Annotated in this window: 24 protein-coding genes; 11 read left to right on the top strand and 13 right to left on the bottom strand. The window is 34.6% G+C overall.

Annotation, left to right across the window (positions count from 1 at the left end):
• Positions 1-282: 282 nt before the first annotated feature.
• Positions 283-2385 carry a DUF5689 domain-containing protein gene (locus ACM39_RS02885; protein ID WP_048509486.1) on the bottom strand — a complete coding sequence of 701 codons (2103 nt, stop codon included), beginning with the start codon at positions 2383-2385 and terminating at the stop codon, positions 283-285.
• A 10-nt stretch (positions 2386-2395) separates the two neighbouring features.
• A complete protein-coding gene (locus ACM39_RS02880) occupies positions 2396-5140 on the bottom strand; it encodes a carboxypeptidase-like regulatory domain-containing protein (RefSeq protein WP_048509485.1) in 2745 nt (914 codons plus the stop codon).
• Between the two features lie 394 nt (positions 5141-5534).
• Between ACM39_RS02880 and ACM39_RS02875 the strand changes: the two genes are divergently transcribed.
• Together ACM39_RS02875 and ACM39_RS02870 are read left to right on the top strand one after the other, a co-directional pair.
• Positions 5535-6734: an endonuclease gene (locus ACM39_RS02875; protein WP_048509484.1), complete on the top strand. Its 1200-nt coding sequence runs from the start codon at positions 5535-5537 to the stop codon at positions 6732-6734.
• Between the two features lie 48 nt (positions 6735-6782).
• Entirely contained in the window at positions 6783-7205 is a 423-nt protein-coding gene (locus ACM39_RS02870; RefSeq protein ID WP_048509483.1) for a DUF6146 family protein, read from the top strand.
• 57 nt (positions 7206-7262) lie between these two features.
• Here the strand turns inward: ACM39_RS02870 and ACM39_RS02865 are convergent, their stop codons facing one another.
• Positions 7263-7859 (bottom strand): superoxide dismutase, encoded by a 597-nt coding sequence (locus tag ACM39_RS02865; RefSeq protein ID WP_048509482.1) that lies wholly within the window; start codon positions 7857-7859, stop codon positions 7263-7265.
• 211 nt (positions 7860-8070) lie between these two features.
• The gene (rho, locus tag ACM39_RS02860; protein WP_048509481.1) at positions 8071-9882 is read right to left on the bottom strand and encodes a transcription termination factor Rho; all 1812 of its coding nucleotides are present in this window, start codon (positions 9880-9882) and stop codon (positions 8071-8073) included.
• Positions 9883-10026: 144 nt separating this feature from the next.
• Between rho and ACM39_RS02855 the strand changes: the two genes are divergently transcribed.
• The 4 genes from ACM39_RS02855 (at position 10027) to ACM39_RS02840 (ending at position 13864) form a co-directional block, all read left to right on the top strand.
• Positions 10027-10416 (top strand): DUF4293 family protein, encoded by a 390-nt coding sequence (locus ACM39_RS02855; RefSeq protein ID WP_048509480.1) that lies wholly within the window; start codon positions 10027-10029, stop codon positions 10414-10416.
• 112 nt (positions 10417-10528) lie between these two features.
• Positions 10529-11449, top strand: coding sequence for a M28 family metallopeptidase (locus ACM39_RS02850; RefSeq protein WP_048509479.1), 921 nt, complete (start codon positions 10529-10531; stop codon positions 11447-11449).
• A gap of 201 nt (positions 11450-11650) precedes the next feature.
• Positions 11651-13489, top strand: a complete 1839-nt coding sequence (locus ACM39_RS02845; RefSeq protein WP_048509478.1) for an ABC transporter ATP-binding protein — start codon at positions 11651-11653, stop codon at positions 13487-13489.
• Between the two features lie 27 nt (positions 13490-13516).
• Positions 13517-13864, top strand: coding sequence for a DUF1801 domain-containing protein (locus ACM39_RS02840; RefSeq protein WP_048509477.1), 348 nt, complete (start codon positions 13517-13519; stop codon positions 13862-13864).
• Between the two features lie 77 nt (positions 13865-13941).
• On the opposite strand, the gene ACM39_RS02835 is transcribed toward ACM39_RS02840, so the two are convergent.
• From ACM39_RS02835 to rsfS, 5 genes are all read right to left on the bottom strand, one after another.
• Positions 13942-14598, bottom strand: coding sequence for a phosphatidylserine decarboxylase family protein (locus ACM39_RS02835; protein ID WP_048509476.1), 657 nt, complete (start codon positions 14596-14598; stop codon positions 13942-13944).
• 4 nt (positions 14599-14602) lie between these two features.
• Complete coding sequence (locus ACM39_RS02830; protein WP_048509475.1) at positions 14603-15475, bottom strand: phosphatidate cytidylyltransferase; 873 nt, start codon at positions 15473-15475, stop codon at positions 14603-14605.
• Positions 15476-15500: 25 nt separating this feature from the next.
• Positions 15501-16082: an LUD domain-containing protein gene (locus ACM39_RS02825; RefSeq protein WP_048509474.1), complete on the bottom strand. Its 582-nt coding sequence runs from the start codon at positions 16080-16082 to the stop codon at positions 15501-15503.
• Positions 16083-16217: 135 nt separating this feature from the next.
• The gene (ftsH, locus tag ACM39_RS02820; protein WP_048509473.1) at positions 16218-18233 is read right to left on the bottom strand and encodes an ATP-dependent zinc metalloprotease FtsH; all 2016 of its coding nucleotides are present in this window, start codon (positions 18231-18233) and stop codon (positions 16218-16220) included.
• Positions 18234-18249: 16 nt separating this feature from the next.
• Positions 18250-18618: a ribosome silencing factor gene (rsfS, locus tag ACM39_RS02815; protein WP_048509472.1), complete on the bottom strand. Its 369-nt coding sequence runs from the start codon at positions 18616-18618 to the stop codon at positions 18250-18252.
• Positions 18619-18703: 85 nt separating this feature from the next.
• On the opposite strand from rsfS, the gene ACM39_RS02810 reads away from it, so the two are divergent.
• Positions 18704-19417, top strand: coding sequence for a biotin--[acetyl-CoA-carboxylase] ligase (locus ACM39_RS02810; RefSeq protein WP_048509471.1), 714 nt, complete (start codon positions 18704-18706; stop codon positions 19415-19417).
• On the opposite strand, the gene ACM39_RS02805 is transcribed toward ACM39_RS02810, so the two are convergent.
• From ACM39_RS02805 to ACM39_RS02790, 4 genes are read right to left on the bottom strand one after another with little or no spacing between them, the layout of a single operon-like run.
• The gene (locus tag ACM39_RS02805) at positions 19411-20520 is read right to left on the bottom strand and encodes an LptF/LptG family permease (protein WP_048509532.1); all 1110 of its coding nucleotides are present in this window, start codon (positions 20518-20520) and stop codon (positions 19411-19413) included. The two genes, ACM39_RS02810 and ACM39_RS02805, sit on opposite strands and share 7 nt — an antisense overlap.
• A 13-nt stretch (positions 20521-20533) precedes the next feature.
• Positions 20534-21667: a tRNA guanosine(34) transglycosylase Tgt gene (tgt, locus tag ACM39_RS02800; protein WP_048509531.1), complete on the bottom strand. Its 1134-nt coding sequence runs from the start codon at positions 21665-21667 to the stop codon at positions 20534-20536.
• A 5-nt stretch (positions 21668-21672) separates the two neighbouring features.
• Positions 21673-22038: a DUF4296 domain-containing protein gene (locus ACM39_RS02795; protein ID WP_048509470.1), complete on the bottom strand. Its 366-nt coding sequence runs from the start codon at positions 22036-22038 to the stop codon at positions 21673-21675.
• A complete protein-coding gene (locus ACM39_RS02790) occupies positions 22035-22751 on the bottom strand; it encodes a polyprenol monophosphomannose synthase (RefSeq protein ID WP_048509469.1) in 717 nt (238 codons plus the stop codon). Before ACM39_RS02790 ends, ACM39_RS02795 begins: the two co-directional genes overlap by 4 nt.
• On the opposite strand from ACM39_RS02790, the gene ACM39_RS02785 reads away from it, so the two are divergent.
• From ACM39_RS02785 to ACM39_RS02770, 4 genes are all read left to right on the top strand, one after another.
• On the top strand, positions 22732-23496 hold the full coding sequence (locus ACM39_RS02785; RefSeq protein WP_316932885.1) for a DUF4271 domain-containing protein: 765 nt from the start codon (positions 22732-22734) through the stop codon (positions 23494-23496). The two genes, ACM39_RS02790 and ACM39_RS02785, sit on opposite strands and share 20 nt — an antisense overlap.
• A gap of 12 nt (positions 23497-23508) precedes the next feature.
• Positions 23509-24249, top strand: coding sequence for a uroporphyrinogen-III synthase (locus tag ACM39_RS02780; protein ID WP_048509529.1), 741 nt, complete (start codon positions 23509-23511; stop codon positions 24247-24249).
• A gap of 166 nt (positions 24250-24415) precedes the next feature.
• Positions 24416-26467: a S9 family peptidase gene (locus ACM39_RS02775; protein WP_048509468.1), complete on the top strand. Its 2052-nt coding sequence runs from the start codon at positions 24416-24418 to the stop codon at positions 26465-26467.
• On the top strand, positions 26460-26801 hold the full coding sequence (locus ACM39_RS02770; RefSeq protein ID WP_048509467.1) for a hypothetical protein: 342 nt from the start codon (positions 26460-26462) through the stop codon (positions 26799-26801). The genes ACM39_RS02775 and ACM39_RS02770 overlap by 8 nt, the downstream gene beginning before the upstream one ends.
• Positions 26802-26816 lie beyond the last annotated feature (15 nt).

Raw genomic sequence — 26816 nt, 5'->3', positions numbered from 1 at the left:
ATGCACTAAAGTAGAGCTTTTTCATCTATTTTGTGTATTTAAAGGTTAATATTAGTTTTTATTATCACAATGCTGCAAATTTAACGAATTTTAATAATTACTCCCTCACCTGAATGAGATTTAATGTCAAATTTGTTATAGGTTAATGGTTTATTGCAACCTTAGGCAAAGATAGAACGGTAAAGCGACAGAACTTGACGTGTGTTAAAAATAAAAGGAGATTATATCAAATTAAAAAGGCGAACCAAACAGTCCGCCTTTTTCTTTATTATTTAAAGTCAATTATTGAGCTTTAATTTTGAAGTCATCTATCTCCCAAGTTGCAGCTGCAGCAGTTGTAGAAGTATATTTAAATGCAATTCTTACGTTTTTACCTAAGAAGGCAGCTAAATCCACATTTCCTGAACTTACCCAGTCGCCAAATGCAGCATTGTTTGTATCTAAGGTTGCAGGTAATTGAACCCAGGTAGTCGTTGCAGGATTTCCTGTATAATTTTCAGTAGCATACACCTGAAGCGCATTTCCTGCATATCTTACGTCGGTCGTAAAGTTTACGACAGCTTTTGTTTTCCCTACTAAGCTAACCGCTTTAGAGATCAACCAATCTTCATTAACATTATTTCCTCCAGAGAATCCATTCATTACAGCATAGTAGTTAGAACCATTTCCCTGATTAGAAGTCGTCCAAACCTGTGCTCCTAAAACATTTGCTACAGTCCAGTCTGAAGTGAACCCTCCCGCAGCAAACTCATCACTGTAAATTGTAGGAAGTGGTGTGTATACAGAACCGTCACATCTTGGGTCATCTAAATCAACATTAGCCAATCTTGTAATCCATAATTGATATGTACCGTTGAAAGCGCTTAAAACAGCATATACATCACCCTTTCCCCCTTCGATTTCTGTTGAAGCAGGCTTCATAGGAGTTGTACTTGTTCCAAAATCAGCCAACCCGCTTGTTCTAAGGGTAATTTTATTTCCAGAACAATCTTCTAATGTTCTGTTTGTAGTAGCTGTCCCGTCAGAATAAGTTTTACCTAAATCACCATCAATGAACTGTAGATCTTTAAGTTTAATCCATCTTCCTACATCTGCATTTGTAAGCTGAGAAATAGTTCTCTCTGTAGGAACTACTGTTCTTGATGGAGTATTTGTATCAAAGAAATATTTATATACATCAACTTCCTCAATCTGCCCGAATTGGGTGTTATTATTAAATAACGCTCCTAATTGAATTTCTCCACTTACATCTCTTACATAAAGGTTTTTAAGCTTAATATAAACATCTTTACCTAATCTGAAACGGTTATCAAGGTATAAATTAAGTTTATTGATATTGACTCTCAATCCTCCTGTTGCATCTTCTATATAAAGGTACTTATATAAGTTTCCTGTTTCGTCATTCGCTACAACCTGAGCTTTTACATAGAAATCCCCTGTAATTTGAGTCCAGTTTCCACCAGTATACATCTGCTTGATCTCTGCAACTGTTTTTGCAGTTAAACCATTTGCACTGAATTCACATGGATTTGAAGTGATACCGTCTAAACGAGGGAAATTTGTCATTTTAAGGTCAGTCACCTTATTGATATACATTTGATAGGTAGTATTGTACTTGCTGTAGATACCCACAAACTCACCGTTTCCAGAAGGTAAAATTTGATTGGCAAAAGAAGCATATCCACTGTTTCTTACGATTCTGGTGGTTGTAGTACTGTTATCTCTAATCGCTCTATCTACTGTAACTCCGTTTGGAGCATAGTTTGAACACAATACCCTGCTATCAAACTCCGCATTATTCATCTTAATAAGACATCCGATATATTGGTCATTAGCAGTAACCATTTGTGCAGAAGTCATTACTTTAGGAACAATATTCGCTCTGATATTACAATCTCTGAAAATATGATTCGGAACTTCTTTTTCCAAAATTCTGGTTCCTGCAGGTGTAATCATTCCTAATTGCTTTACACCACCATAAGTAGTAATAGCAAGCCCCTTCACCTCAATATATACTTTTGAGCCCTGTGGAAATTTAGTATAGGTACTTACCATATCCACACTTACCGTCAAACCTTGTGTTGGGTTCTCTGGAGTATCTTGGATATAAATCGTTTTATATATATTTCCTGTTTCGTCAGTTGAAGATACATATCCTTCAATGTAAGCGTTGTCTCCAAAAGTTGCATTTTCAGCTTTTGCCTTTAAGTCAGCCAAAGTCCATTTTACAAAATTGTTTTCAGGCTTTGTGTAATAATCAGCGGTTCTACACTGATAATTTTCAAGATTTGGCTCGTCGTATTTATCATCGTGTACGCATCCCGTTATGAAAAGAGAAGCTATCACAATGAAAATATATTTTAATATTGAATTATATTTTTTCATAGTAGTTGTTTTAGAATCTTAGATAAACGTTTGTAAAGAATGTTCTTCCTCTGTCATACCAAAGTTTTGGCCCGAAATAAGGTGTAGCTCTCTGAGCATCTAAAAGTGCCTCATTAAAGTTAACATTTCTTCCCTGCTCGAATCCGCCTGTTACATAATCTCTGTTGTTTAGAATATTATTTACGGAAACACTGATTCCCATTCTGTATTTTCCAAATACAAATGATTTTCCAGCGTTAGCATTCAGCATAAACTGGTTGTCAAATTTCTTTTGAGCTGTAATTTGCTGGATAAGTTCAGGAGTCACACCCGGATAAGGATCATTTGTTAATGGATTAGTATACATGTATGGCGTCTTATTTAATGCTGATAAATCTAAATATTGATCCATTAAATAGTTTGCAGAAGCTCCAACCCACCAGTATTGAGCTGAGTTATATTTTAATCCGAAAGAGAATGCTTTTTGTGGAGTTCCCGCTACTTTATAATCTTTTACGTTTGCTTTTCCCCAAACATCTGTTCCTCTAAATCCGTTAAGGTCATCAAAAGTAGAAACCTCAGGATTGTTTGTGTACTTGTATTCTCCGATACTTGCAACCCCTACAGCGTTTAAAGTAGGTGTAATTTTCACATCAAAACCTAATTCTGCTCCGATATATCTTTTGTTAACACCACTCATCGCTTCGTTTACCAAAGTGCTGAATGAATTTCCTAAAGTACCGTCACTTACGTCTGCATAATATCTTGAGATTTCTGTCGCATTACTGATTGTTGTATAGTAACCTGATAATCTTAATTTTAAGATTTGCCCTCTCATGATATAGCTCAAGTCATTTGAATTAATGATTTGATTTTTAACTCCCGGAGTTACGTAATCAACCATTCTTGGGTTGATGTAAATCTCGTTAAGAGTTGGCGCTAAACTAAAAAATGCTCCGTTGTAAACGATAAAGTTTTTACCATTGACTTTATATGTAATTTTACCTTTAATACCTGCATCTACAGCATCATAAATAGCACTTTTACCTTTAGAATTATTGCTGAATCTAGCAATTCCGCTTCTGAAATCTCCTTCTCTGTAAGCTTCTGAATAAGAAGAGAAAACTGAAGCTACCAAATTCCATTTTGCGAAATCTACTTCAGAAGAAATATTCAATGAATACTGATTTCTTGAAAGCTCATAAGAATACTGGGTTCTGTCTCCTTCTTTTACCTGAACATTAGAATTATCAGCATCATATTGTACATCATTATTAAAAGCGTTAAGATTGTAAGCAAAGTTTGCTCCTAACAAATCTTTAATTCTTCTAAAGTTATCAGACTTTAAGTTCTGATAATTAAAGTTGATGTTTAGTTTCCAGTTATCTTTCAATCTTGTATCAAAGTGGGATGCCCAGTTGAAAGTTTTATCTTTATTTACATCTTCTACTATTGTATATACAGCTCCTCTTTTGTTTCCGTTCACATCAACCCTGTTGATGTAATTTGCATTATATATAGCATCCCAGTCAATTTGAGATTGAGCTTTGAATTCATCGGCCGTCAGAAGGCCATAGCTTGGTAATTTTCTGTAATAAGTAGGATTGGGATCTGCTGCATGGAACCAGTCTAACCTACTTCTTGCATCGCTACCGATTTGGTAAGAAACAGTGTTTGTCCAGTTTGAGCTTTTACCAATTTTTAAATAATCAGTCAACATAAACATAGGCTCAAAAACCTTTCTGATTCTTGAGTTTCTTTTCTCACCATCTTGCCATCCCCAATATGAGTTATAGTCTTTGCCCATAATATCATAAACCTCCTGAGTGTTTGGAGAGTTTGAAGCTCTATAGGTAGGAGATCCAAAAGCTGTCAGGTTAATTGAGTGTCTGTCACTGAATTTCTTCTCAATAGACCCAAAATATGCGTAAGCATCTTGATAAACTCCATCAATAATTGCATTATCCCCCCATCTTCTACTTGCAGAGAAAGTAAATGCCCAACCATTCTTAGTAAGACCTGAAGAATAAGTTGCCATTACTCTATGCAAATAACTTCTGTTTGTAAATGAATATGCTAATGAAGTCTGTTTTCTATAGCTTGATGCTCTTGTATTATAATAAACAACACCACCCAAATTACCAAAAGTATATTCTGAAGGAGTAATGTTGTCAACATTTTCATAAGGATATCTTGTAACATCATTAAGGCCGCCCCAATTACTAAAATCGATTCTACCGTCATCGTTTTTAGACATAGAAACCCCATTAAATACCACATCTTCAAATCTGTTGTCTACACCTCTCGGTCTGAACCAGTATGCACCAAGCTCAAACGCAGAAACATTTTGGAAAGCATCTCTTCCAGAACTTAAAAGTCCCACAGTAGGCTGCATCGCAGAACCTCCATCTTCAGTGTCATTGGCAGAATCATCAATAACAACAACTCCTGCATCTGTTCCTACACTATAACTAAGTGTAATAACACCTAAGTCTTTTCTCTTCTCATCAGCTGTTACGTCAAACTCTAAAATCTTAGATTCAAAGCTTGGTTTCGTTACAGTAATAAGATAATGGCCAGGTTTTAAATCCACAAACTGGAAGTATCCAATTTTATCCACGGTTACATCATCGCTGGATTGTGCTAGATCTACTTCTGCTTTCTCCAATGGCTTACCATCCTGGTCCTTAACATACGCATAAACAGTAGTTTGTGCAAAGTAAAAGGAAGCAGGTAATAACGTAAACAAAGAGATTAGGGATAGTTTTTTAATCATAATAAACTTATTTTTAACTCCTTCTTTATTTAAGGGGCAACAAATTTAGAACTATTTTCATTAACTCAAACATTTTTAATAATTTATTCTATTAATTTTTCTTAACCTACCACCATTTCCATAAAAAAACCAGTTGTTTATCATTAATTGCAAAAAACCAGTTTTCTGAATATTTTAAATCCAATCCATTCCATAAGGATAAATAATTATTCTTCACAAATAAGGCTTTTTTTATCATTTATTCTATTAAGCTTTGTTAACCTTATATTACTATTTAAAAAAAATGTAAATGAACTCTTCCGATCGTTAAAAAAAGTTTGTTAAAATATTTTTAACATCTTTCTTATATAAAATTAGTATTTTTAACCCCTTAATTTTTGAATATACTAAGAGAATGAAAAAATATTTAATCGCTGCAGCTGTTTTTTGTTACGGATTTGCATTTTCACAACAAAAACAGGTAAAAAGAGCTGCTGTAGGTTTTTTAAACGTTGAAAACCTTTGGGATACAGTTCCTTCTGCGGATTATATTGATGGAACACTATCCATTTCCAATCCTGCTTTCCACAGAAGTGTACCTTTAGATTCTTTAAAATTTTTAGAAACAACTGAAGATTATAAAGGAGAATGGAGCGACGAGCTTCTGATTGGGAAAAAAGTGATTCGTAAACAAATTTTAGCAGACGATTTTACTGAAAACAGCCCTAAAAGATGGGGTACAAAGTTTTACAATCAAAAATTAGCTAACGAAGCTCAGGTAATTTCTGAACTTGGAAGACAATATACCAATGACAATCCTGCAATTTGTGGACTTATTGAGGTTGAAAACAGGCAGGTAATTGAAGATTTAATCAAACAGCCACAATTAGCAAAAAGTAATTATGGAATTGTTCACTTCAATTCTTATGATGCAAGAGGTATTGATGTTGCTATTATTTATCAAAAGGGAAGATTTTCTGTTTTAAATTCATATAAAAAAGAAATCAAAATCTTTAATGAAGACGGAAGAAGAGAATATACAAGAGACATTGTGGTTGCAATTGGCTTATTAGATGGTGAGAAAGTTGCCGTTTTGATGAATCACTGGCCTTCAAGAAGAGGTGGTGAAGCCATTTCACAAGCAAAAAGAAACGCTGCTGCAACTGTTTTGAAAAATGAAATGGACAAAATCACAACAGAAAATCCGGGAATTAAAATTTTCTCAATGGGAGATTACAATGACGATCCTGTAAGCCCAAGCTTAAAAAAATACTTAACCGCCGTGGGAGATCCAAACGAATTATCTGATAAATATCCTTATTATAATTTAATGTATAAATTATTTAAAGCCGGAGTAGCTTCTTTAGCATACAGAGATGCCCCGAACTTATTTGATCAGATTATTGTTTCAAAAAATTTATATTCCCCTGAAAAATTAACTCCTACTTATAGTATCTACAAGGCTGAAATTTATGCTCCATCCTATTTAGTAAATAAAGAAGGGCAATGGAAAGGCTATCCTTTACGTTCTTGGGATGGTGACAGATTCACCGGAGGTTATAGTGACCACTTCCCTGCGGTTTCAGTCGTTCAAAAAGAATATATAAAAAAATAAAGAAAGGCACTCTTATTGGAGTGCTTTTTTAGTACAAAACAATCTGTCATGAAAAATCTAATCTTAATAATATTAATGGCTTTTATTCCATTGAATTGCCTTTCTCAAACTAAACCTAAAGCCAACAAAGAAGAACATGAAATAAAACCTGCCAAAAATGAAGACGGAGAATGGGATATCACAGTAATTGACACACAATATGATTATTTCCTGAATGCAATTGCCAAACCGATGAGCCAATATTCGGAATCTTATTTAAAATCTAAAAATGCAATTTTAGTCAACGAATGGAATGCTTATTATGCTTCCGGCAGATATAGAAATATTATAGAATCCTCAATTGATTATGATTCTAACGAAAACTACGGATTAAAATTTGAATACAAACTGTATCAGGTTTTCGCCTATGTAAACTGGAAATATGGTTTAAAAATGAATGGACTCACAGGAAGTGATGCCGTACGATATTAGCAAACAAAAAAAGGTTCAGAATTTCTTCTGAACCTTTTCTTTTATAATAGTTAAAAATTATTTGTTGAATAATTCCTCAACTTTATCCCAGTTTACCACAGAGAAAAATGCTGCAACATAATCAGGCCTTCTGTTTTGGTAGTTTAAATAATAAGCGTGCTCCCAAACGTCAAGCCCTAAAACCGGAGTTCCTTTAACATCTGCAACAGGCATTAATGGATTATCCTGATTCGGAGTCGAAGATACGGAAACAGAACCGTCAGCATTTTTTACCAACCAAGCCCATCCTGAACCAAATCTTGTTTTAGCAGCATCAGAAAAATCAGTTTTGAACTTTTCAAAACCACCGTAAGCTTCAATAGCAGCTTTTACATTTCCTACGGGCTCATTGCTTCCGCCCGGAGTCAATATTTCCCAGAACAATGAATGGTTAAAATGACCACCACCATTGTTTCTTACCGCCGGCTTATCAGTTCCTGTCTGGCAGATCTCCTCAATAGTTTTCCCTTCTAAATCAGTTCCTTTGATGGCATTATTTAAATTGTCGATATATGCTTGGTGGTGCTTTGTATGGTGGATTTCCATAGTTTTTGCATCAATAGTCGGCTCTAAAGCATCGTAAGCATATCCTAGTTTTGGTAATTCAAATGACATAATTATTATTTTTAATGTTATAATCCAAAGTTAACCATTAATTAGCCCATTTTCAAAAAATGGGGATTACTTTAATAAATCTTTAACATTGATATATTGATTTAGACTGATTAAATTTTTAGATAAAGATTAAACTGCCAACTTTCTCTATCTTCCAACAAAAAAGCACAGACTTAAAATATCTGTGCTTTATATTTAATAAAAATCAAATTTATTTATTCATAGACATGAGGAATTCTTCGTTGTTACGGGTTCCTTTCATATTTTTATTTACAAATTCCATAGCTTCTACAGGATTCATTTCAGAAAGATATTTTCTTAAAATCCACATTCTTTGAGAAGTTACCTCATCCAGAAGCAAATCATCTCTACGGGTACTGGAAGAAACTAAATCAATTGCAGGATAAATTCTTCTGTTGGCAATTTTTCTATCTAACTGAAGCTCCATGTTACCTGTTCCCTTGAATTCTTCAAAGATAACCTCATCCATTTTAGAACCTGTATCGATAAGTGCTGTCGCAATAATAGTTAATGAACCGCCGCCCTCAATTTTTCTTGCAGCTCCGAAGAATCTTTTTGGCTTGTGAAGCGCATTGGCGTCCACACCACCAGAAAGTACCTTACCGGATGCAGGAGTCACTGTATTGTAAGCTCTTGCCAATCTTGTAATAGAGTCTAATAAAATCACGACATCATGCCCACACTCTACCATTCTCTGAGCCTTTGCCAAAACAAGGTTAGCTACTTTTACGTGCTTATCTGCCGCCTCATCAAATGTAGATGCAACAACTTCTGCATTTACGCTTCTTTCCATATCAGTAACTTCTTCAGGACGCTCGTCTATCAGAAGTACAATCATATAAACTTCAGGATGGTTTGCTGCAATAGAATTAGCAATATCCTTCAAAAGCATTGTTTTACCTGTTTTAGGCTGGGCAACAATCATCGCTCTTTGCCCTTTCCCAATTGGAGCAAACAAATCAACAATCCTTGTAGACAATGTAGAATTATTACCGGCTAGATTAAATTTCTCTTCCGGGAAAAGCGGTGTTAAATATTCAAAAGCAACACGATCTTTGATGAATGCTAAATCACGTCCGTTAACTTCCGTTGGTCTTAGCAATGAAAAATATTTCTCACCTTCTTTTGGAAGCCTTACAATTCCTCTTACCGTATCTCCCGTTTTTAAACCAAAATTCCTGATTTGGGCAGTCGAAACATATACATCATCCGGAGAAGAAATATAACTGAAATCTGACGAGCGTAAAAATCCGTAGTTATCAGGTAAAATTTCTAAAACTCCTTCAATACTTACCATTCCGTCAAAATTGAACTCTTTTTTGTGGTCGTGATGATCGTCCTGTCTTTCAGAATGCTGTTGCTGTTGCCTATTTTGATTTTGGTTAGGATTTGGGTTTTGATTTCTATGTTGGTTTCCACCGTTTTGCGGATGGTTTTGTCCTTTTTGAGGTCTAGCCTGAGGGTGAGGGATATTCGGCTTTTCTTCTGCTGGAGCAGGTTCCTGAGATTCTGTGTTTTTAGGAGTTTCTGTTTTCTGCTGTGGAGTTGTTTCGGTATTACCCGTATCTGTTGCAGGAACTCTTCTCCGTTTCTTTTTATTTTGGTTTTCAGTTGGAGGCTCTGTTGTTACCGTTTCAGTTTTCACTTCTTGCGGTTGTTCAGTTTTCACCTCTTCTGAAACCACTTCTTTCTCTTCCGGTTTTTCTTCAGCTGCTGCTTTTGCAGTTGCATTTTGTCTGGGTTTTGCTGCAGTCTTCTTCGGTGCAGCCTTTTTCACAGGAGCTTTTGCCGGTTTTTCTGCTTCAGCTTCTTCAGCATTCATACTGGTTTCTGTGTTGTTGAAATAATCTTTGGCAATTTTAGGGTTAGAAGCTTGAAAGTCAAGAACTGCAAAGATTTTATCATTCTCATTGCTGTTTCTTGCAACCTTAACGCCCAAATCCTTTAAGATTTTAGTCAGTTCCGTTACGGATTTTGACCTTAACGTTTCTATGTTAAACATATTTAATGTAAAAATGTAATTAATTGTGAGTAAGAAAAGTAAGTCCGGTGACTTTTGTTTTCAAGTACATTGTATAATGCAAATCTACACTTATTTTTGAATTGTGCAAAATTTATACTACTTTTGCCTAGAATTTAATATTCAATGTTACAAAGAATACAGACTATATGGACTTTTTTAGCAGTTTTAGCTGCTGTGTTTCTGTTCGTTACAGGACAAGATGTTATCATTTTGAGCAGCATTCCTGTGATAAATATTGGCTGTGTAATGCTTGTTTTGGTTGGATTACTAAGTGTATTCAACTTTAAAAACAGAAAAAGACAAATTTTGCTGAATAACATCAGCATCATTATAAACGCTTTGTTGATTGGTGTATTGATTTACTGGTTACTAAAATTATCCGGAGGAATTCAGTTTCCTGAGAAGGGTATTGAGCCAATTTTTCCATTGATTGCGATTATCTGTTTGCTTATTGCCAACGTTTATATCAAGAAAGATGAGAGGCTCGTAAAATCTGTAGACAGACTTCGATAGCCTTACAACGATTTTTTGAGTGAGAACAGCTTCTTTTTAGGAGCTGTTTTTTTTCTTTACATGCAACATTTCCACTTAAGCTGCGACAAATTATTTATAAATTTTATTTAAAATGAAAAAACTAACTTATCTTACATTCTCACTTTTCTCCCTATTTACTTTCGCACAGGAAGTTTCAAAAGAAAGAATACAAACTGTACTCGCCACTCTGGCTTCAGATGAAATGAAAGGTCGAGAAATCGGAACTGTTGAAAACGAAAATGCAGCCCATTATATTACAAAACTTTTCAAAGAGAATAATTTAGAATACTGTACCGGAAGCTCCTATTTGGTTCCCTTTGATTATAAAGGAAAAACAGTCTATAATGTCTGTGGAATTAAAAAAGGAAAAACTGACAAATATTTAGGTTTCTCAGGGCATTTTGATCATATCGGAACAAGCAGTAACCCGAATGACAACATTTATAACGGAGCCGATGATGACGCAAGCGGAATCACAACTTTGATAGGAATTGCAGATTATTTCAAAAATAAAAACCCCGAATTTTCAATGGTTTTTATGGCCTTTAATGGTGAAGAAAAAGGAATGCTGGGATCAAAAGCAATTTCCCAGGATAAAAATTTAGATAAAATTTATAATAATATGACTGCCCTTTTTAATTTTGAAATGGTAGCAACAGAATCTCAATTCGGAAAAAATGCTTTGTTTATGACCGGTGATGAGTTTTCAGATTTGGATGAAACTTTCAATAAAAATGCAGTGAATGGTTTAAAAATCAATCCTGACCCATATGCTTCCGAACAATTATTTTACAGATCAGATAACGTGAATTTTGTAAAAAAGAAAATCATTGCACATTCTTTCTCAACCGTTGACATGACGAAAGCTACTCATTATCACCACGAAAATGATGATATTAATGTTGTTGATTTTGATAATCTAACACAAATCATCAATAATTTCGGAAAGACTTTAGATAAACTAACTCCAAAGAATTTTGCTCCGACATATAATGATAAAGTGAAATTTTAATAAAATTTTAATCCAAACAAAAAATCTCCGTTGTGACGGTTTTTTGTTCAAATGAAGGGTAAAAATTAAATTAATCCTATTTCATTTGTTAAAAGCTGTAACAAAAGCAACAGAACTAAAACATATTGATTAAAGTAAAAAGTGATGAAAAACGTCTTATCATTTAAATTACGTAATTTTGTTTTCCAATTTTTTCATTGAATGAACCAATATATCAAAATACTAAAGTTCGCAAGACCCCACCAAAAATACATCTACGGAAGCTTATTTTTCAACCTTATGTATTCTGTTTTCCAGATTGCATCCTTGGGAACTATTTTACCCGTTTTGGGAATGCTTTTCGGGACTATTGAGGCTAAAAAATACAGTACTCCGCCTGTTTATTCGGGGGAAATTTTAGATTTTTTCTCTTATGCAAAAGAATATGCCAATTATTATGTTCAGAGTTTAGTAACAGAATATGGCGCCCTTACCGTTTTGGCTTGGCTCTGCGTGATAACAGCTTTTATGTTTTTACTGAGAAACCTTTTCAGATATTTAGGTTCGTTTTTATTGATCAATTACCGTGTAGGAGTTACCAAAGATCTTCGTGGAGCGATGTACAGAAAGATACTTTCTTTACCCGTTTCCTTTTTTACGGAAAGCAGAAAGGGAGATTTGATGTCTCGTATGTCTAACGATGTAGGCGAAGTTGAAGGTAATATTTTGGGAAGCCTGGTAGAATTGATCAACGCACCATTTATGCTAATCAGTACCTTAGTAACACTTTTCTTCCTGAGTACAGAAATGACACTTTTCTCACTTTTGGTACTGCCGGTAATGGGAACTATGATTGCTTTGATAGGGAAAAGCCTGAAAAAAGATTCTCACGAAGCTCAGAATGAAATGGGAAATATTTTTTCTATTGTAGATGAAACCCTGAAATCCACAAAAGTGATTAAGATTTTCAGTGCAGAAAAAATAATGGACTACCGTTTTATGCAGTCTATGCAAAAATGGATCAACAGCTCAATAAGATTAGGCAGAAAGAAAGAATTGGCATCGCCCATGAGCGAGTTTTTAGGTTCAGTTACTTTCTTAATTATCGCTTGGTACGGTGGGAAACAAATTATTGTGGAACAAAGTATTTCTCCTGCAGATTTTCTTGTTTTCCTTGGTATTTTCTTCCAGATTTTGCCACCTGTGAAAAGTTTATCTCAATCGATTTCCAATGTTCAGAAAGGAGAAGCTTCTCTTGAAAGAGTTTTGGAAATCCTTGATGCAGACGTGAAAATCGATGAAATCGCTAACCCTGTTTCAATTTCTACGTTAAATAATTCAATTGAATTTAACAATATTGGCTTTTACTATGATAAGGATCACACGATTCTTAAAAACTTCTCACTGAATATTCCAAAAGGAAAAACGGTGGCTCTTGTGGGACAAAGTGGCAGTGGTAAAACTACAATTGCTAATCTTTTAGCAAGATTTTATGATGTTTCAGAAGGAGAAATCTTGATTGACGGAACCAACATTAAACATTTAAAATTAAAAGAATACCGTCAGCTTTTAGGTATGGTAACACAAGAATCTGTTTTATTTAATGATTCTGTTTACAATAATATTTTGATGGGTAAACCTGATGCAACCAGGGAAGAAGTAATTGCCGCAGCAAAAATTGCCAATGCAGATTCATTTATTACCGGACTTCCTGAAGGGTACGATTCAAATATCGGAGATGATGGGGGTAAACTCTCCGGAGGCCAAAAACAAAGGGTTTCTATTGCAAGAGCGGTATTGAAAAACCCTCCTATCATGATTTTGGATGAAGCCACGTCCGCATTGGATACAGAATCGGAAAGATTTGTTCAGGATGCTTTAGAAAAAATGATGGAAAACAGAACATCTTTAGTTATCGCACACAGGCTTTCAACCATCCAGAAAGCAGATTGGATAGTGGTCATGGAAAAAGGAGACATTGTAGAACAGGGAACCCACCATGACCTAATTGCTAAAAAAGGAATGTACAACAAGCTTGTCGAGCTTCAGAATTTTGATTAAAACGAAACCATTTACATAGCATTTAAAATGAATCCCATACAAGAGTATTTCTACAGAATTGAAGAGCCTGCCAGAAGTACTCTTCTTTTTTTACGCAAAAGAATACTGGAATCTGATACCGAAAATATCACAGAAACAATGAGTTTCGGATTGCCATTTTTTAAGTATAAAAGGAAAATGCTCTGTTATCTGTACTACAGCAAAAAGCACAAAAAACATTATGTAAGTTTTTATCATGGTGATAAGCTTGATTATCCTGAGCTTTTACAGGAAGACAGAAAGAAGTTTAAAATCCTTTTAATTGACATGGAGGAAGATTTGCCCGTTGATTTTATTTTAAACTTAATTCAGGAAGTTAAAACTTATATTAAATAACACCAAAGGCTGTTTACAAAAACAAAAAAGAGGAAACTTTTAAATTTCCCCTTCTTGATTTTTATATTAATTATATTTTAATTTTCTTTCATTCTGGCAATGACATCCAATCCTCCTTTTGTAATATCACCTATTTTGCAAATGATTTCAGTATCTAAAGGCAGGAAAACATCCATTCTTGAACCGAATTTAATGAAACCAAACTCATGCCCCGCTTTTGCATTATCCCCTTCATTACAATAGAAAACAATTCTTCTTGCAACATATCCTGCAATCTGTCTGAAGACCACTTTGTGATTCGTCAAACTTTCAACAGCTACCGTTGTCCTCTCGTTTTCTGTAGAAGATTTCTCATGCCAGGCCACGAGATATTTTCCCGGATGGTATTTTTTATAAATTACTTTTCCTGAAACAGGATATCTGCAAATATGAACGTTCAGAGGAGACATAAAGATAGAAACCTGAATCGCTTTTCCTTTTATGAATTCATCTTCGTCCACTTCTTTTATCATTACCACTTTCCCGTCAACCGGAGCAATTACATTTTCTCTGTGTTCAAGAATATCACGGTCCGGAACTCTGAAGAACCAAAATACCAAACTGTAAACCACTAATAATGGCATAATGATAAGCAGCGACCACATTTTAAGGAAATAAATAGCTAAAACACCAAGTATTATAAAAAGTATGGTTGCTACGGTAATCGTTCCTTTCGATTCTCTGTGTAGTTTCATGAGATTAAATGAATTTTTCTAAAATAAAGTACAAATATACGACAGGCGCACAGATTATGAAACTATCAAGCCTGTCTAATACTCCTCCATGCCCGGGAATGATGTTTCCACTGTCTTTTACACCAAAATTTCTTTTCAATTGACTTTCTACCAAATCTCCCAAAGGAGCAAATGCAGCCACTAGAAACCCAACAACCATCCAGTTTCCACGAAGGTCGTGATTATATTTTTCAATAAAAAAAGACAGTACTAAAGTTAAAACAACTCCTCCTATGTACCCTTCCCAGGTTTTTTTAGGTGAAATTTTAGGAGCCATTTTATGTTTTCCGAAAAATTTTCCTACCAAATAAGCAAAAGTATCGCTACTCCAAATCAGGACAAACAGGAAAAGAACTTCTAACGTGAATGTATTTTCAAATGTTGAATATTTTGGCAAACCTAATGCAAAGCAAAACGGTAAAGCAGCATAAATGACCGTAAAAATCAATTTTCCGCTATCAAAGTATAATTCGTTCGGATATTTAAATAAGGTAATAACAGCTATCAATATTAAAGCAAGAGCCAAAATTTCGCTTAGCCTGAAATCAAAAAAGAAATCATGATGAAAATATCTTTTTGAAAAAATATAAAATATAAATCCAATAAGCGGAAAAACCACCCATTTTTCATATCCTTTTCCAAACTTCATGATTTTCACACATTCCCAAGAACCAACAGCTAACAAAAGTAAGATTAAAGCATAATAAAGATATTGCTGCTGGATAAGATCCGGCGAGATACTGTTGATTAATTGTGCTCCGAACGGAGTTGTACAAAAAATAATAATCGCAACGTAAGCAATCCCGGAAACGGTTCTTTGAATAAGGTTTTTGTCCAAAATTTAAAATTTAGAAAGTTGATGCTTAATCCTCAAGCAACAATAAAAATAGTTTCGTATTAGAATTAGAAGAGGCATCCAATTTTGACTGACTTCCGCTGATGGAAGTAAGGTTCTTTATATTTCCATTTCTCTTTATTTTACCCATTGCATCATTCAGGTTATTCACAATCTGCGAAACATTAGCCATGATGATAATCTTATCCGGTAATCTGGATGAATGATAATGAAGAATATTATTGTGAGAAAGCATAATTCTTCCGTCATATGCGATGAGATATTCACAAGTGATGAATGCTGCATCATTTGACGGTTGCAATTCAGATGAATAAGGTGCTTTCGCGACATTTAAAAAGTTCTGCAGTTCCTTATCCCAACAAAAAACATTGTTGATTCCCTCTATTTTGATTATTTGGTGTAAAGTCTGTAGAGCTTCCGCTTCATCTGCACAATAATTAAAAAATCCCCCGGTATGCGTAAATAACTGCGCAAACTTATAGTCGAGATCCGCATTTTTCAGCGAGTCCCCTAGTTTCTCCAAACTCTGATTATCTTCTTCCTCAGGCTGGTTAGTCAGTTTGCTTACAATTCTCTTGAATAAATTCAACTTAATTTATTTTTAGTCAACTTTATACAAAAATAAAAAATTAATTACAATAGCTTCTAAAATATGTCGCTAAATATGAAAAAACCTGACAATTTTAGTATTGTCAGGTTTATATCTCTAATTTATCTAAGAATTTTAAAGTTGAGTAGGGCTTTCAGGAGCCTGAATTTCGCTTTCCTCTTCTTTATCCTTAATAATAGCTTCATCTTCCGATTCCTTTACATCAGGAATTGTATTGGTAACGGGCTTCTCTGTCAATTCAGGATCCCACGCTCTTTTTCCGAATATTTCCTCTAAATCTTCACGGAAAATAACTTCTTTTTCTAAAAGTTTATTTGCCAAAGCATCAAGCTTATCTTTATTCTCCGTAAGAATCTGAATAGCTCTGTCATATTGATTTTCGATAATAGATTTTATTTCTATATCAATTTTCTTCGCAGTTTCTTCAGAATAAGGTTTTCCGAAATTATATTCACCCTGGCCTGAGCTGTCATAATAAGAAATATTACCGATATTCGGGCTCAAACCATAAATCGTAACCATTGCCTGAGCTCTTTTTGTAACACTTTCCAAGTCGGAAAGCGCACCTGTAGAAATATTATTAAAAATAACCTGTTCTGCTGCCCTGCCTCCCAAAGTTGCACATAACTCGTCTAGCATTTGCTCAGTAGTAGTCAACTGTCTTTCTTCAGGAAGATACCAGGCTGCTCCCAAAGAACGTCCTCTCGGCACAATTGTTACCTTTAAAAGTGGCGAAGCATGTTCTACCAGCCAAGAGATAGTAGCGTGTCCTGCTTCATGATAAGCCACTCTTTTCTTTTCAGAAGGTTTGATAGCTTTATTTTTCTTTTCAAGACCTCCGATGATTCTGTCTACAGCGTCAAGAAAATCCTGTTTTGTTACCGAGGTATGATTATTTCTGGCAGCAATCAATGCCGCTTCGTTACAAACATTGGCAATGTCTGCTCCACTGAATCCAGGAGTTTGTTTTGCTAAAAATTCTCTGTCTACAGTATCATCAAGCTTGATCTTCTTTAAGTGAACATCAAAAATTTGTCTTCTTTCGTGTAATTCAGGAAGGTCTACAAAGATTGAACGGTCAAAACGCCCTGCTCTCATTAATGCTTTATCAAGAATATCAGCTCTGTTGGTAGCAGCCATCACAATTACGTTTGTATCTGTTCCAAAACCATCCATTTCTGTAAGAAGCTGATTCAATGTATTTTCTCTTTCGTCATTTCCACCGGAAAAATTGTTTTTCCCTCTTGCACGCCCGATAGCATCAATCTCATCAATAAAGATAATTGCAGGAGATTTAGCTTTTGCCTGCGCAAATAAATCCCTCACTCTCGAAGCACCTACTCCAACGAACATTTCTACGAAATCAGAACCTGACAGCGAAAAGAAAGGAACTTTAGCTTCACCCGCTACCGCTTTTGCCAATAACGTTTTACCTGTCCCCGGAGGCCCTACCAAAAGTACACCTTTAGGAATTTTACCTCCCAGTTTTGTATATTTTTCAGAATTTTTCAGGAAATCTACAACTTCCTGCACCTCTTCTTTTGCTCCTTCCAAGCCTGCCACATCTTTGAATGTTACCTGAATTTTTTCTTTTTCGTCAAACAGTTTTGCTTTAGATTTTCCGATGGAGAAAATTTGTCCTCCGGGACCTCCGCCACTTCCCATTTTTCTGAAAAGCAAGAAATAGAATAATCCTAAAATGGCAATCCAGATTAATGCTGAAACCAAAATATCCATGAATGGGCTTTTACCCGCTCCGTAGTCTTTTGTTGTTTTAATGTTTGTGTTACTTGCTTTTACCTGATCAAACTTTTGAAGGAAAAGCTGAAGATCTCCATATTTCACAGTGTAATCTGCTTTTGGAGCCATTTCGAATGCTGAAAAAGGATCATTCTCTTTGGTTTTTTTATTCACCATCGCTGTTTTCGCAGCTTGAGTTAAGAAAACATCAGCCTTTTCAGTATCCTTATATATCAATATGTTCTGAACTTTCCCGGATTGCATGACTTGGAAAAACTCGTCCTCATCTATAGATTTTGCATTGCTGTCTCCGAAGAAATTCGGAATAAAGAATAGCAAAAGAGCTATGATCGCAATCGGAAAAAACCAGTTAAATCCTTTATTGTTCATTTATACTTTTTAAAATTTAAAATTCATTTTCGATTTTTGTAATTTCTGCATCTCCCCAAAGCTCTTCAATATCATAGTACTCACGTACTTCTTTCTGGAAAATGTGAACTACCACTGTAACATAATCAACCAACACCCACATAGAATTTTCTGTACCCTCTACATGCCAAGGTCTGTCCTTTAGATCGTTTCTTACTTTTTTCTCTACACTCCCCGCTAATGCAGACACTTGTGTATTTGAGTTTCCGCTACAAATTATAAAAGTTTCCGCTACTGAATTTTCAATCTTCGAAAGATCAAAAATTAAAATATCTTCACCCTTTACATCCTGGATAGCCTCAACAATTTTATCTATTAGCGCTTGCTTTTCTGCTGTTTTATTCATTAAAATATCTATAATCTGCAAATTTATTGTTTTTTCTTTACTTTAGCCTTATTTTTAACCCTTTAAAGTCTTAAAGTTTTCTTAAATGCCTCATCTGTTCTATTTAAAAGAGTGTTCTTCTACTAATGACGAAATATCTAAGTTTTTACTTTACGAAAATTCAGATTTTATCGGTTTACACACATTCAATCAAACCAAAGGCCGCGGACAATATGGAAATACATGGTCTTCTACTGCCGAAAAAAATTTAGCTTACACTTTAGCCGTAAAAGTCGAAAATTTTACGTGCTCTGATTTTATGTTCAATTACTATACCGCAATTCTTATCAGGGATTTCATTGCCAATTTGACTGAAAACAAGGTAAAAATAAAGTGGCCAAACGATCTTATCCTTAAAAATAAAAAAATTGTCGGGATTCTGATTGAAAAAAAGAAAATAAATCAAAATAATTATTTTATCATAGGTTCCGGAATCAATATTCTTCAAGATACATTTGATGAAATATCTAATGCTGGCTCGCTTTTGACGCAGACAAATCAAGTTTTTGATCTAAATGAGACAGCCTTACATCTTCATGATTTTTTAGTTGAAAAACTGAAAATCATTCCTTCTGATGACAAAATTATTCATCAATTTAATCAAAACTTATTTCGTAAAGATGAGATTTCCGTTTTTGAATTAGACAAAAAGAGACAAAATGGCATTATAAGACATGTTGATGAAAAAGGTGAAGTCTGGATTGAGTTTGAAGATGGGTTAAGATCTTTTTATCATAAAGAGATAAAGCTTCTTTATTGATTTGCTCTTTTAAGATATAAAATCAAGGCGATCGGGAAGAAAACAATATTTGGAAACCACATTGCCAACATTGGAGTCATACTTTTATTTTCAGAAACCACCTTTAAAGCTTCAAAAGAAAAGACAAAAACAAAGGCTAAAGAAATACCTAATGCAAGGTTGACTCCCAGTCCTCCTCTTTTCTTCTGAGAAGCAAGGGAAAGCGCCAAAAACGTCAGAATAACAATAGAAACAGGCATTGAAGTTCTTTGATAAAGTTCATTTAAATATGAATTCAGGTTTCCGTTTCCTTTTTCCTTTTCTCTTTCGATGAACTTTATTAGTTCCGGGGTAGTTTTATTCTGACCTAAAAGCTCATTCGGGAAGAGTTCTTCCGGTGCATGCCCGAAGCTTTTTCTTAACTCGTAATTGTTTGCTAATTTCTCAGAATCATCTTTGTTGATGGTTTTTTCTGTATAATTATTTAAGACGAATTGCTTTTTAGCCTGATCCCAATATACCTCGGAGGCTTTTAATTCATAAAGCAGCCTTCTTTTTTTATCAAACCTTTGAAATACGAAACCACTTCCTCTTCTTTCTTTTTTATTCCAGGAATTAACAAAAATATATTCCGTTTTACTCAGCTGGGCAGAAGCTGGTGCTGTACCTAAAATTTTCTCTTTATTGGTGGAGTTATAGGTATATGCCTCCAACGCATTCTTTTTGATATTCGCCCATGGCAAAACCATATGATTTACCGTAAGAGAAATCAAAGCAATAAATACCGAAGTTACCAAATAGGGTCTGGCAAATCTGTGAAAACTTGCTCCACTACTGATAATAGCAACAATTTCAGTATTATTTGCCATTCTGGAGGTAAAATAAATCACAGAAATAAAAACTAAAATCGATAAAAAGGTAACAACCAGATTCAAAATCCAGAAAGGATAAAAATGGATTAAAAAGTACATCAAATCCATTTTAGGATCCAATGCTTTTGCATTTTCAATCCTTGGAATCTTTTGCTGCACATCGATTACGAGAACAACTATAGACAGCAATATCAGCATGAAACTGAAAGTTCCAAGATACTTTTTGATGATATATTTATCTACAATCTTCAGCATTTGTTATATTTTAAAGTCTTTGTCTGAGAACAGGCACTACAGAATTCTTCCATTCGTAGAAATCTCCTGCAATAATATGCTCTCTCGCTACTTTTACCAAATCTAAATAAAAAGCTAAGTTATGAATTGACGCAATTTGTTTGGCCAAATATTCTTTAGAAACAAATAAATGTCTCAGATACGCTTTTGAATATTCTCTATCTACGAAACTTGTTCCAAACTCATCTAAAGGCGAAAAATCTTTTTTCCACTTTTCATTTTTCATATTCATCACGCCCTGCCAGGTGAAAAGCATTGCATTTCTTGCATTTCTTGTAGGCATTACACAATCCATCATGTCAATTCCCAAACCAATTGATTCCAAAATATTCCACGGAGTACCCACTCCCATTAAATATCTAGGTTTCTCTTTTGGTAAAATATCGGTAACCTCATCGGTAATTCTGTACATTTCTTCTTCAGGCTCACCCACAGAAAGCCCCCCGATAGCATTTCCTTCAGCGCCGGCTTCCGAAATTACCTCAGCAGAAATTTTTCTTAAATCTGAATAAGTTGAGCCCTGAACAATTGGGAAAAGTCTTTGTTTGTGACCGTACAACTCAGGGTTATTTTCAGTCCAATCAATACATCTTTTTAACCAGCGGTGGGTAAGTTCCATTGATGTTTTTGCCTGGTTGTATTCGCAAGGATAAGGCGTACACTCATCAAAAGCCATGAAAATATCTGCTCCTATTTGCCTTTGTATTTCCATTGACTTCTCCGGAGAAAACATGTGATAACTCCCATCAATATGAGATTTGAATTTTGCTCCTTCTTCTGTCATTTTTCTGCTGCTTGCAAGAGAAAACACCTGAAAACCTCCTGAATCTGTAAGAATAGGAAGATCCCAGTTCATGAATTTATGCAAACCTCCTGCCTCCTGCATCGTTTCCATGCCGGGGCGAAGGTATAAATGATATGTGTTGCCCAAAATAATCTGGGCTTTTATGTCTTCTTTTAATTCTCTTTGGTGAACTGTCTTTACACTCGCCACAGTTCCTACAGGCATAAAAATTGGCGTCTGAATTTTACCGTGATCTGTAGTAATTTCTCCCGCTCTAGCCTTCCCCTCAGAGGTCTTTTCTATATTAAAAAATTTTTGCATCATATTTATCTCTCCAAATTCGGAACATTTCCGCTTTTGAGTTTATCCTGTACATATTTTTCCGCTTTCGGATCTTTTTTTAATAAAACTTCCTGCGCGTTTTCAGCAATTCCTTTCATCTGCTGTTTCATCACGTAATACTTAAAACTTTCTACAAAATCAGCTGGTTTTACGTTGTGAGCTTTAAGAACATATCTTGTTCCGGCTTCCAGATTTGTATCTTTAAAAGTAAAGGTTGCCTGATCATTAAGAGCCAAATCTGCCAAAATCTCTGCCATTGTATCTTCAGCAACCAGATTTTTAGGCTTATCAATATAATCTGTACATGAAAATACAACCATCAAAACAAAAAGTAAGATCAGTTTTTTCATAATTTATTGATTAACGATTTCCATTTTAAATTTAACACCCCAAAAACAGCTTCATGAATAATTCCGCCGTTCATTTTGCTTTCTCCCAAGATTCGGTTGGTAAAAATAATAGGCACCTCTACAATTTTGAAACCTTTTTTAAAAGCTCTGAATTTCATTTCTATCTGAAATCCGTAACCTTTAAGCCTTACATTATTCAACCCAATTTCCTCCAAAACTTTTCTTGAAAAACAAACAAAACCTGCTGTTGTATCATGAATCGGAAGCCCTAAAACAAATCTCACATACTTTGATGCAAAATAAGAAAGTAAAACCCTCCCCATAGGCCAGTTTACTACATTTACCCCTTTAGAATAACGTGAACCGATGACCATATCTGCATTTTTACAGGCTTCAAAGAGCTTTGGCAAATCATTTGGATTGTGAGAAAAATCGGCATCCATCTCGAAGATATAATCGTAATTATTTTCAATAGCCCATTTGAATCCGTGAATATATGCTTTTCCCAAACCATCTTTCACATGTCTTATTGACAAATGCAGATAATGCGGAAATTGCTTCTGTAAATTTTTCACCACTTCACCCGTTCCGTCTGGAGACGAGTCATCCACAACCAAAATATGAAAGTCATCCTCCAATGCAAAAACCGCGGAAATTATATTTTCTATATTTTCCTTTTCATTGTAAGTTGGGATGATGACGAGTTTTTTCATTTCAGTTTGCAAAGATAGTTTATTTAACCTTTTTATTTTATACAAAATAATCTATAATTTTGCAAAAAACATTCCTTTGCCGTTATCACAAAACTTTATAAATAATGTAAGAATACCTGAGAACAATGATTGGGTAATCTTTATACTACTGGGATGCGTCTTTTTGTTTATTTTCATGATGAATATTATAGAAAGAGATGCCAATCTGAGAGACTTTCTGCTTCAAAAATATTTTGATGCAAGCAACAACCTGCCGAGTTGGGTGATTACATCCTGTGTAACTGTACTTACTTTGAGTATTTTAATCTCCCAATACATTCCTGTGGTACCAAAATATATTGCTGATTTACAAATTTTAGGATTTCAGGCAAACAAATTCGGGTATACTTTAATGGCCGTCACTTTATTTTATTTAGCAAAGTCTACATTTGGTTTTTTATTTTACCAGAGTATAGGAGATGGAAAAAAATGGTTAATTTTTTATTTTACCTCTACAAAATTTTACTTTGTCTTATCATTTTTACTTATAATCCTCTGTATCACCCAGTATTATTTCCCGGTCGACAGAAATAAAATGTTTTTATATTATTTATACTTCTTTGGGTTCGTATTTATTTTTAAGATTTTTTTCTATTTATTTCACAAGAACAAGATCTTACCTGAAAAATGGTATTATAAATTTTTGTATATTTGCACCCTCCAAATCGCTCCATTATTGTTGCTTTGGAAATTGTTATTTTTTTAATAAAAGTCAATGATGAGAATAAAGTCTATATTGGTTTCTCAACCAGCGCCTAGTGAGTCGTCTCCTTATCTGGATATAGCGAAAAAGGAAAAAATAAAAATTGATTTCCGTCCTTTTATCCACGTCGAGGGAGTTGACAACAAAGAGTTAAGAACACAGAAAATTGATCTTACGCAATATACAGGGATTATCTTTACAAGCAAAAATGCAATAGATCATTACTTTAGACTTGCGGAAGAGCTGCGTTTTGCTGTTCCGGATACAATGAGATACATTTGTCAATCTGAAGCAATTGCCAATTACCTTCAGAAACATATTGTATACAGAAAAAGAAAAATCAGTTTTGGGGAGAAAAACTTCTCAGATCTGGCACCGCTTTTCAAAAAATTTCCAACTGAAAAGTATCTGCTGCCATCTTCTGATGTTCTAAGCCCTGATATCATTAAAACTTTAGATACAGCAAATATTGACTGGACAAGAGCCATCATGTACAGAACAGTCTGCAGTGATCTAACGGATATTAATATTAAAGATTACGATATGCTGATTTTCTTCAGCCCGCAAGGAATCAAATCTTTACAACAGAATTTTCCCGATTTCAAACAAGAAGATACAAAGATTGCCGTTTTCGGAAATACAACTTTAGCGATGGCAGAGGAAGCTGGCTTGGAAGTAAACCTAATGGCTCCCACAAAGGAAACGCCATCTATGACAATGGCACTTGAAAAGTATATTAAAAGCCTTCACAAATAGATTTTAATACAAAACATAAAATAACCGTCTTTTCAACAAAGGAAAGATGGTTTTTTTTTAATTAAATTTGAACAAGAATTAATATTGAAGAAATGTTCATCTAAAACTCCTTCAAAAAGAGAAAAATAATACATTTCACCGCAAAATTAAAAAATTATAAATCCGGATGAAAGCTCCACAGGCAAAAAAAATAGAAAAATCACTAGAAATACACGGAGATAAAAGAATTGACAATTATTTCTGGCTCAACGAAAGAGAAAATCCCGAAGTCACAAAATACCTTGAAGAAGAAAATGCATATGCAGATTTTGTAATGCAAGACACAGAGGAACTACAGGAAAAACTTTTCGAGGAAATGAAAGCCCGATACAAAAAAGATGATGAATCTTTACCTTATTTTTTCAATGAATATTGGTATATCGTTCGTTACGAGGAAGGAAAAGAATATCCAATTTTTTGCAGAAAACATAAAAGCTTAGACAACGAAGAAGAAATTGTTGTCGATGTCAATATTTTAGCACAAGGCGAAAACTTCTTCGAAGTTGGAAGCCTTGCTGTCAGCCCCAATAATGAATTGGTTTCTTTTTCAGCAGATAATGTAGGCAGGAGAATCTATTCCATCAATTTTAAAAACTTAAAGACTGGAGAATTTCTTTCAGATAAAATTGAAAACACAACAGGAAAAACAGTTTGGGCCAATGATAACGAACATGTTTTTTATATCAGAAAGGATGAAAGTTTACGTGCGTTTCAGGTATACAGACATAAATTAGGGACAGATGCCTCGGAAGATGTTTTAATTTTTCATGAAGAGGATGATACTTTTGATGTGAATGTTTTTAAGACAAAATCTTTAGAATATATTTTTATTGCGAGCTCGAGTACGATTTCTGATGAACACAGATTTATTCCCGCTGACAATGTCTTTGCAGATTGGACGGTTATCCAGCCTAGAATCGATGATTTGGAATATTCTGTTGAGCATTATGAAGATGAATTTTACATTATTACTAATGCAGATGATGCATTTAATTTTAAAATTGTAAAAGCAAAAATTACTAATTGCAGAAAAGAAAACTGGATAGATGTAATTCCTCACCGTCCGGAAGTTTTATTGGAAGGTTTTGAAATTTTCAGAAATTATCTGGTTCTCGAAGAAAGAGAAGAAGGCCTGTTACAGATAAAAATCATTGATGAAAAGACTCAGGAGTCCTATTATTTACCTTTCTCGGATCCTACTTATACCGCTTATATTGGTATTAACCTGGAATTTGACACTGAAGTTTTACGTTACGGATATACTTCACTGACACAACCAAGCTCTACTTATGAATATAATATGAAGGAAAAAACAACAAAACTCCTAAAACAACAGGAAGTTTTAGGCGGAAACTTTTTCCCTGAAAATTATATTTCCGAAAGAATCTGGGCAGATTCAAGGGACGGAAAAACAAAAATCCCTATTTCTTTAGTCTATCATAAAAACACGGAAAAATCTGCTGATACCCCTCTTCTTTTATATGGCTATGGAAGCTACGGACATACTGTTGATGCTAGTTTTTCAAATGTAAGATTGTCAATTCTAGACAGAGGTTTTATCTATGCAATTGCCCATATCAGGGGTGGTGAATATTTAGGAAGAGAATGGTATGAAGACGGAAAAATGTTGTTTAAGAAGAATACGTTCTTCGATTTTATTGATGCAGGAAAATATTTGATTAAAAAAAGTTACACCTCATCAAAACACCTTTATGCAATGGGCGGAAGTGCCGGAGGATTGTTAGTCGGAGCAGTTATAAATTACGAACCTGCTTTATTCAACGGAATTGTGGCACAGGTTCCTTTTGTGGATGTTGTTACAACAATGCTGGACGAAACAATTCCTTTGACAACCGGGGAGTACGACGAATGGGGAAACCCAAATGACAAAGAATATTATCATTATATGAAAGAATATTCACCCTACGATAATGTTGAGGCAAAGGACTATCCTCATATGCTTATTACCACCGGACTGCACGATTCTCAGGTTCAATATTGGGAACCTGCAAAATGGACAGCAAAATTGAGAGAATTGAAAACCGACAATAATCTGTTAGTTTTCAAAACAGATATGAGTTCGGGGCATGGAGGTGCAAGCGGGAGATTTGAGTCACTAAAAGAAGATGCATTGGAATATGCATTTTTATTAAAATTAGAAAACAAAAAAGATGATTAACGAAGCGGAATACTGGAAAAAAATAGAACAGTTTTTCATTGAAAATTTTGAGACTGAAAAAGATCCACCGATTGAAACATTACTTTTTTTAATCGGGCTTCAGGAATTGGGAAGCGGCCAACAGAAATATACAAAAGACGATAAATTAAATATTCTTCACATCGCAGTTTGCAGATTACTGGAACCCTTCGGGTACTATAAATTTTCGCATTACGAAGATGGATGGCCACATTTTGAACAGCTGGAAGAACTGCCTGAATTACGTCCGAATGAGCAGACCCTGCTTATGAAAAAAGCAATTATTCAGTATTTTCAGGATGAAGAATTGATTTAAATAAAAAACGGTAAG

The sequence above is a fragment of the Chryseobacterium sp. FH2 genome, from assembly GCF_001045455.1.
Classification (GTDB): domain Bacteria; phylum Bacteroidota; class Bacteroidia; order Flavobacteriales; family Weeksellaceae; genus Chryseobacterium.
This window is presented reverse-complemented; position numbering and strand designations above follow the sequence as displayed.

What these genes read in the sequence shown, in the direction of transcription:
- ACM39_RS02885 (WP_048509486.1), bottom strand. Translation starts at nt 2,385, where the DNA reads ATGAAAAAATATAATTCAATATTAAAATATATTTTCATTGTGATAGCT.
- ACM39_RS02880 (WP_048509485.1), bottom strand. Translation starts at nt 5,140, where the DNA reads ATGATTAAAAAACTATCCCTAATCTCTTTGTTTACGTTATTACCTGCT.
- ACM39_RS02875 (WP_048509484.1), top strand. Translation starts at nt 5,535, where the DNA reads ATGAAAAAATATTTAATCGCTGCAGCTGTTTTTTGTTACGGATTTGCA.
- ACM39_RS02870 (WP_048509483.1), top strand. Translation starts at nt 6,783, where the DNA reads ATGAAAAATCTAATCTTAATAATATTAATGGCTTTTATTCCATTGAAT.
- ACM39_RS02865 (WP_048509482.1), bottom strand. Translation starts at nt 7,859, where the DNA reads ATGTCATTTGAATTACCAAAACTAGGATATGCTTACGATGCTTTAGAG.
- rho (WP_048509481.1), bottom strand. Translation starts at nt 9,882, where the DNA reads ATGTTTAACATAGAAACGTTAAGGTCAAAATCCGTAACGGAACTGACT.
- ACM39_RS02855 (WP_048509480.1), top strand. Translation starts at nt 10,027, where the DNA reads ATGTTACAAAGAATACAGACTATATGGACTTTTTTAGCAGTTTTAGCT.
- ACM39_RS02850 (WP_048509479.1), top strand. Translation starts at nt 10,529, where the DNA reads ATGAAAAAACTAACTTATCTTACATTCTCACTTTTCTCCCTATTTACT.
- ACM39_RS02845 (WP_048509478.1), top strand. Translation starts at nt 11,651, where the DNA reads ATGAACCAATATATCAAAATACTAAAGTTCGCAAGACCCCACCAAAAA.
- ACM39_RS02840 (WP_048509477.1), top strand. Translation starts at nt 13,517, where the DNA reads ATGAATCCCATACAAGAGTATTTCTACAGAATTGAAGAGCCTGCCAGA.
- ACM39_RS02835 (WP_048509476.1), bottom strand. Translation starts at nt 14,598, where the DNA reads ATGAAACTACACAGAGAATCGAAAGGAACGATTACCGTAGCAACCATA.
- ftsH (WP_048509473.1), bottom strand. Translation starts at nt 18,233, where the DNA reads ATGAACAATAAAGGATTTAACTGGTTTTTTCCGATTGCGATCATAGCT.
- rsfS (WP_048509472.1), bottom strand. Translation starts at nt 18,618, where the DNA reads ATGAATAAAACAGCAGAAAAGCAAGCGCTAATAGATAAAATTGTTGAG.
- ACM39_RS02810 (WP_048509471.1), top strand. Translation starts at nt 18,704, where the DNA reads ATGCCTCATCTGTTCTATTTAAAAGAGTGTTCTTCTACTAATGACGAA.
- tgt (WP_048509531.1), bottom strand. Translation starts at nt 21,667, where the DNA reads ATGCAAAAATTTTTTAATATAGAAAAGACCTCTGAGGGGAAGGCTAGA.
- ACM39_RS02795 (WP_048509470.1), bottom strand. Translation starts at nt 22,038, where the DNA reads ATGAAAAAACTGATCTTACTTTTTGTTTTGATGGTTGTATTTTCATGT.
- ACM39_RS02785 (WP_316932885.1), top strand. Translation starts at nt 22,732, where the DNA reads ATGATGACGAGTTTTTTCATTTCAGTTTGCAAAGATAGTTTATTTAAC.
- ACM39_RS02790 (WP_048509469.1), bottom strand. Translation starts at nt 22,751, where the DNA reads ATGAAAAAACTCGTCATCATCCCAACTTACAATGAAAAGGAAAATATA.
- ACM39_RS02780 (WP_048509529.1), top strand. Translation starts at nt 23,509, where the DNA reads ATGAGAATAAAGTCTATATTGGTTTCTCAACCAGCGCCTAGTGAGTCG.
- ACM39_RS02775 (WP_048509468.1), top strand. Translation starts at nt 24,416, where the DNA reads ATGAAAGCTCCACAGGCAAAAAAAATAGAAAAATCACTAGAAATACAC.
- ACM39_RS02770 (WP_048509467.1), top strand. Translation starts at nt 26,460, where the DNA reads ATGATTAACGAAGCGGAATACTGGAAAAAAATAGAACAGTTTTTCATT.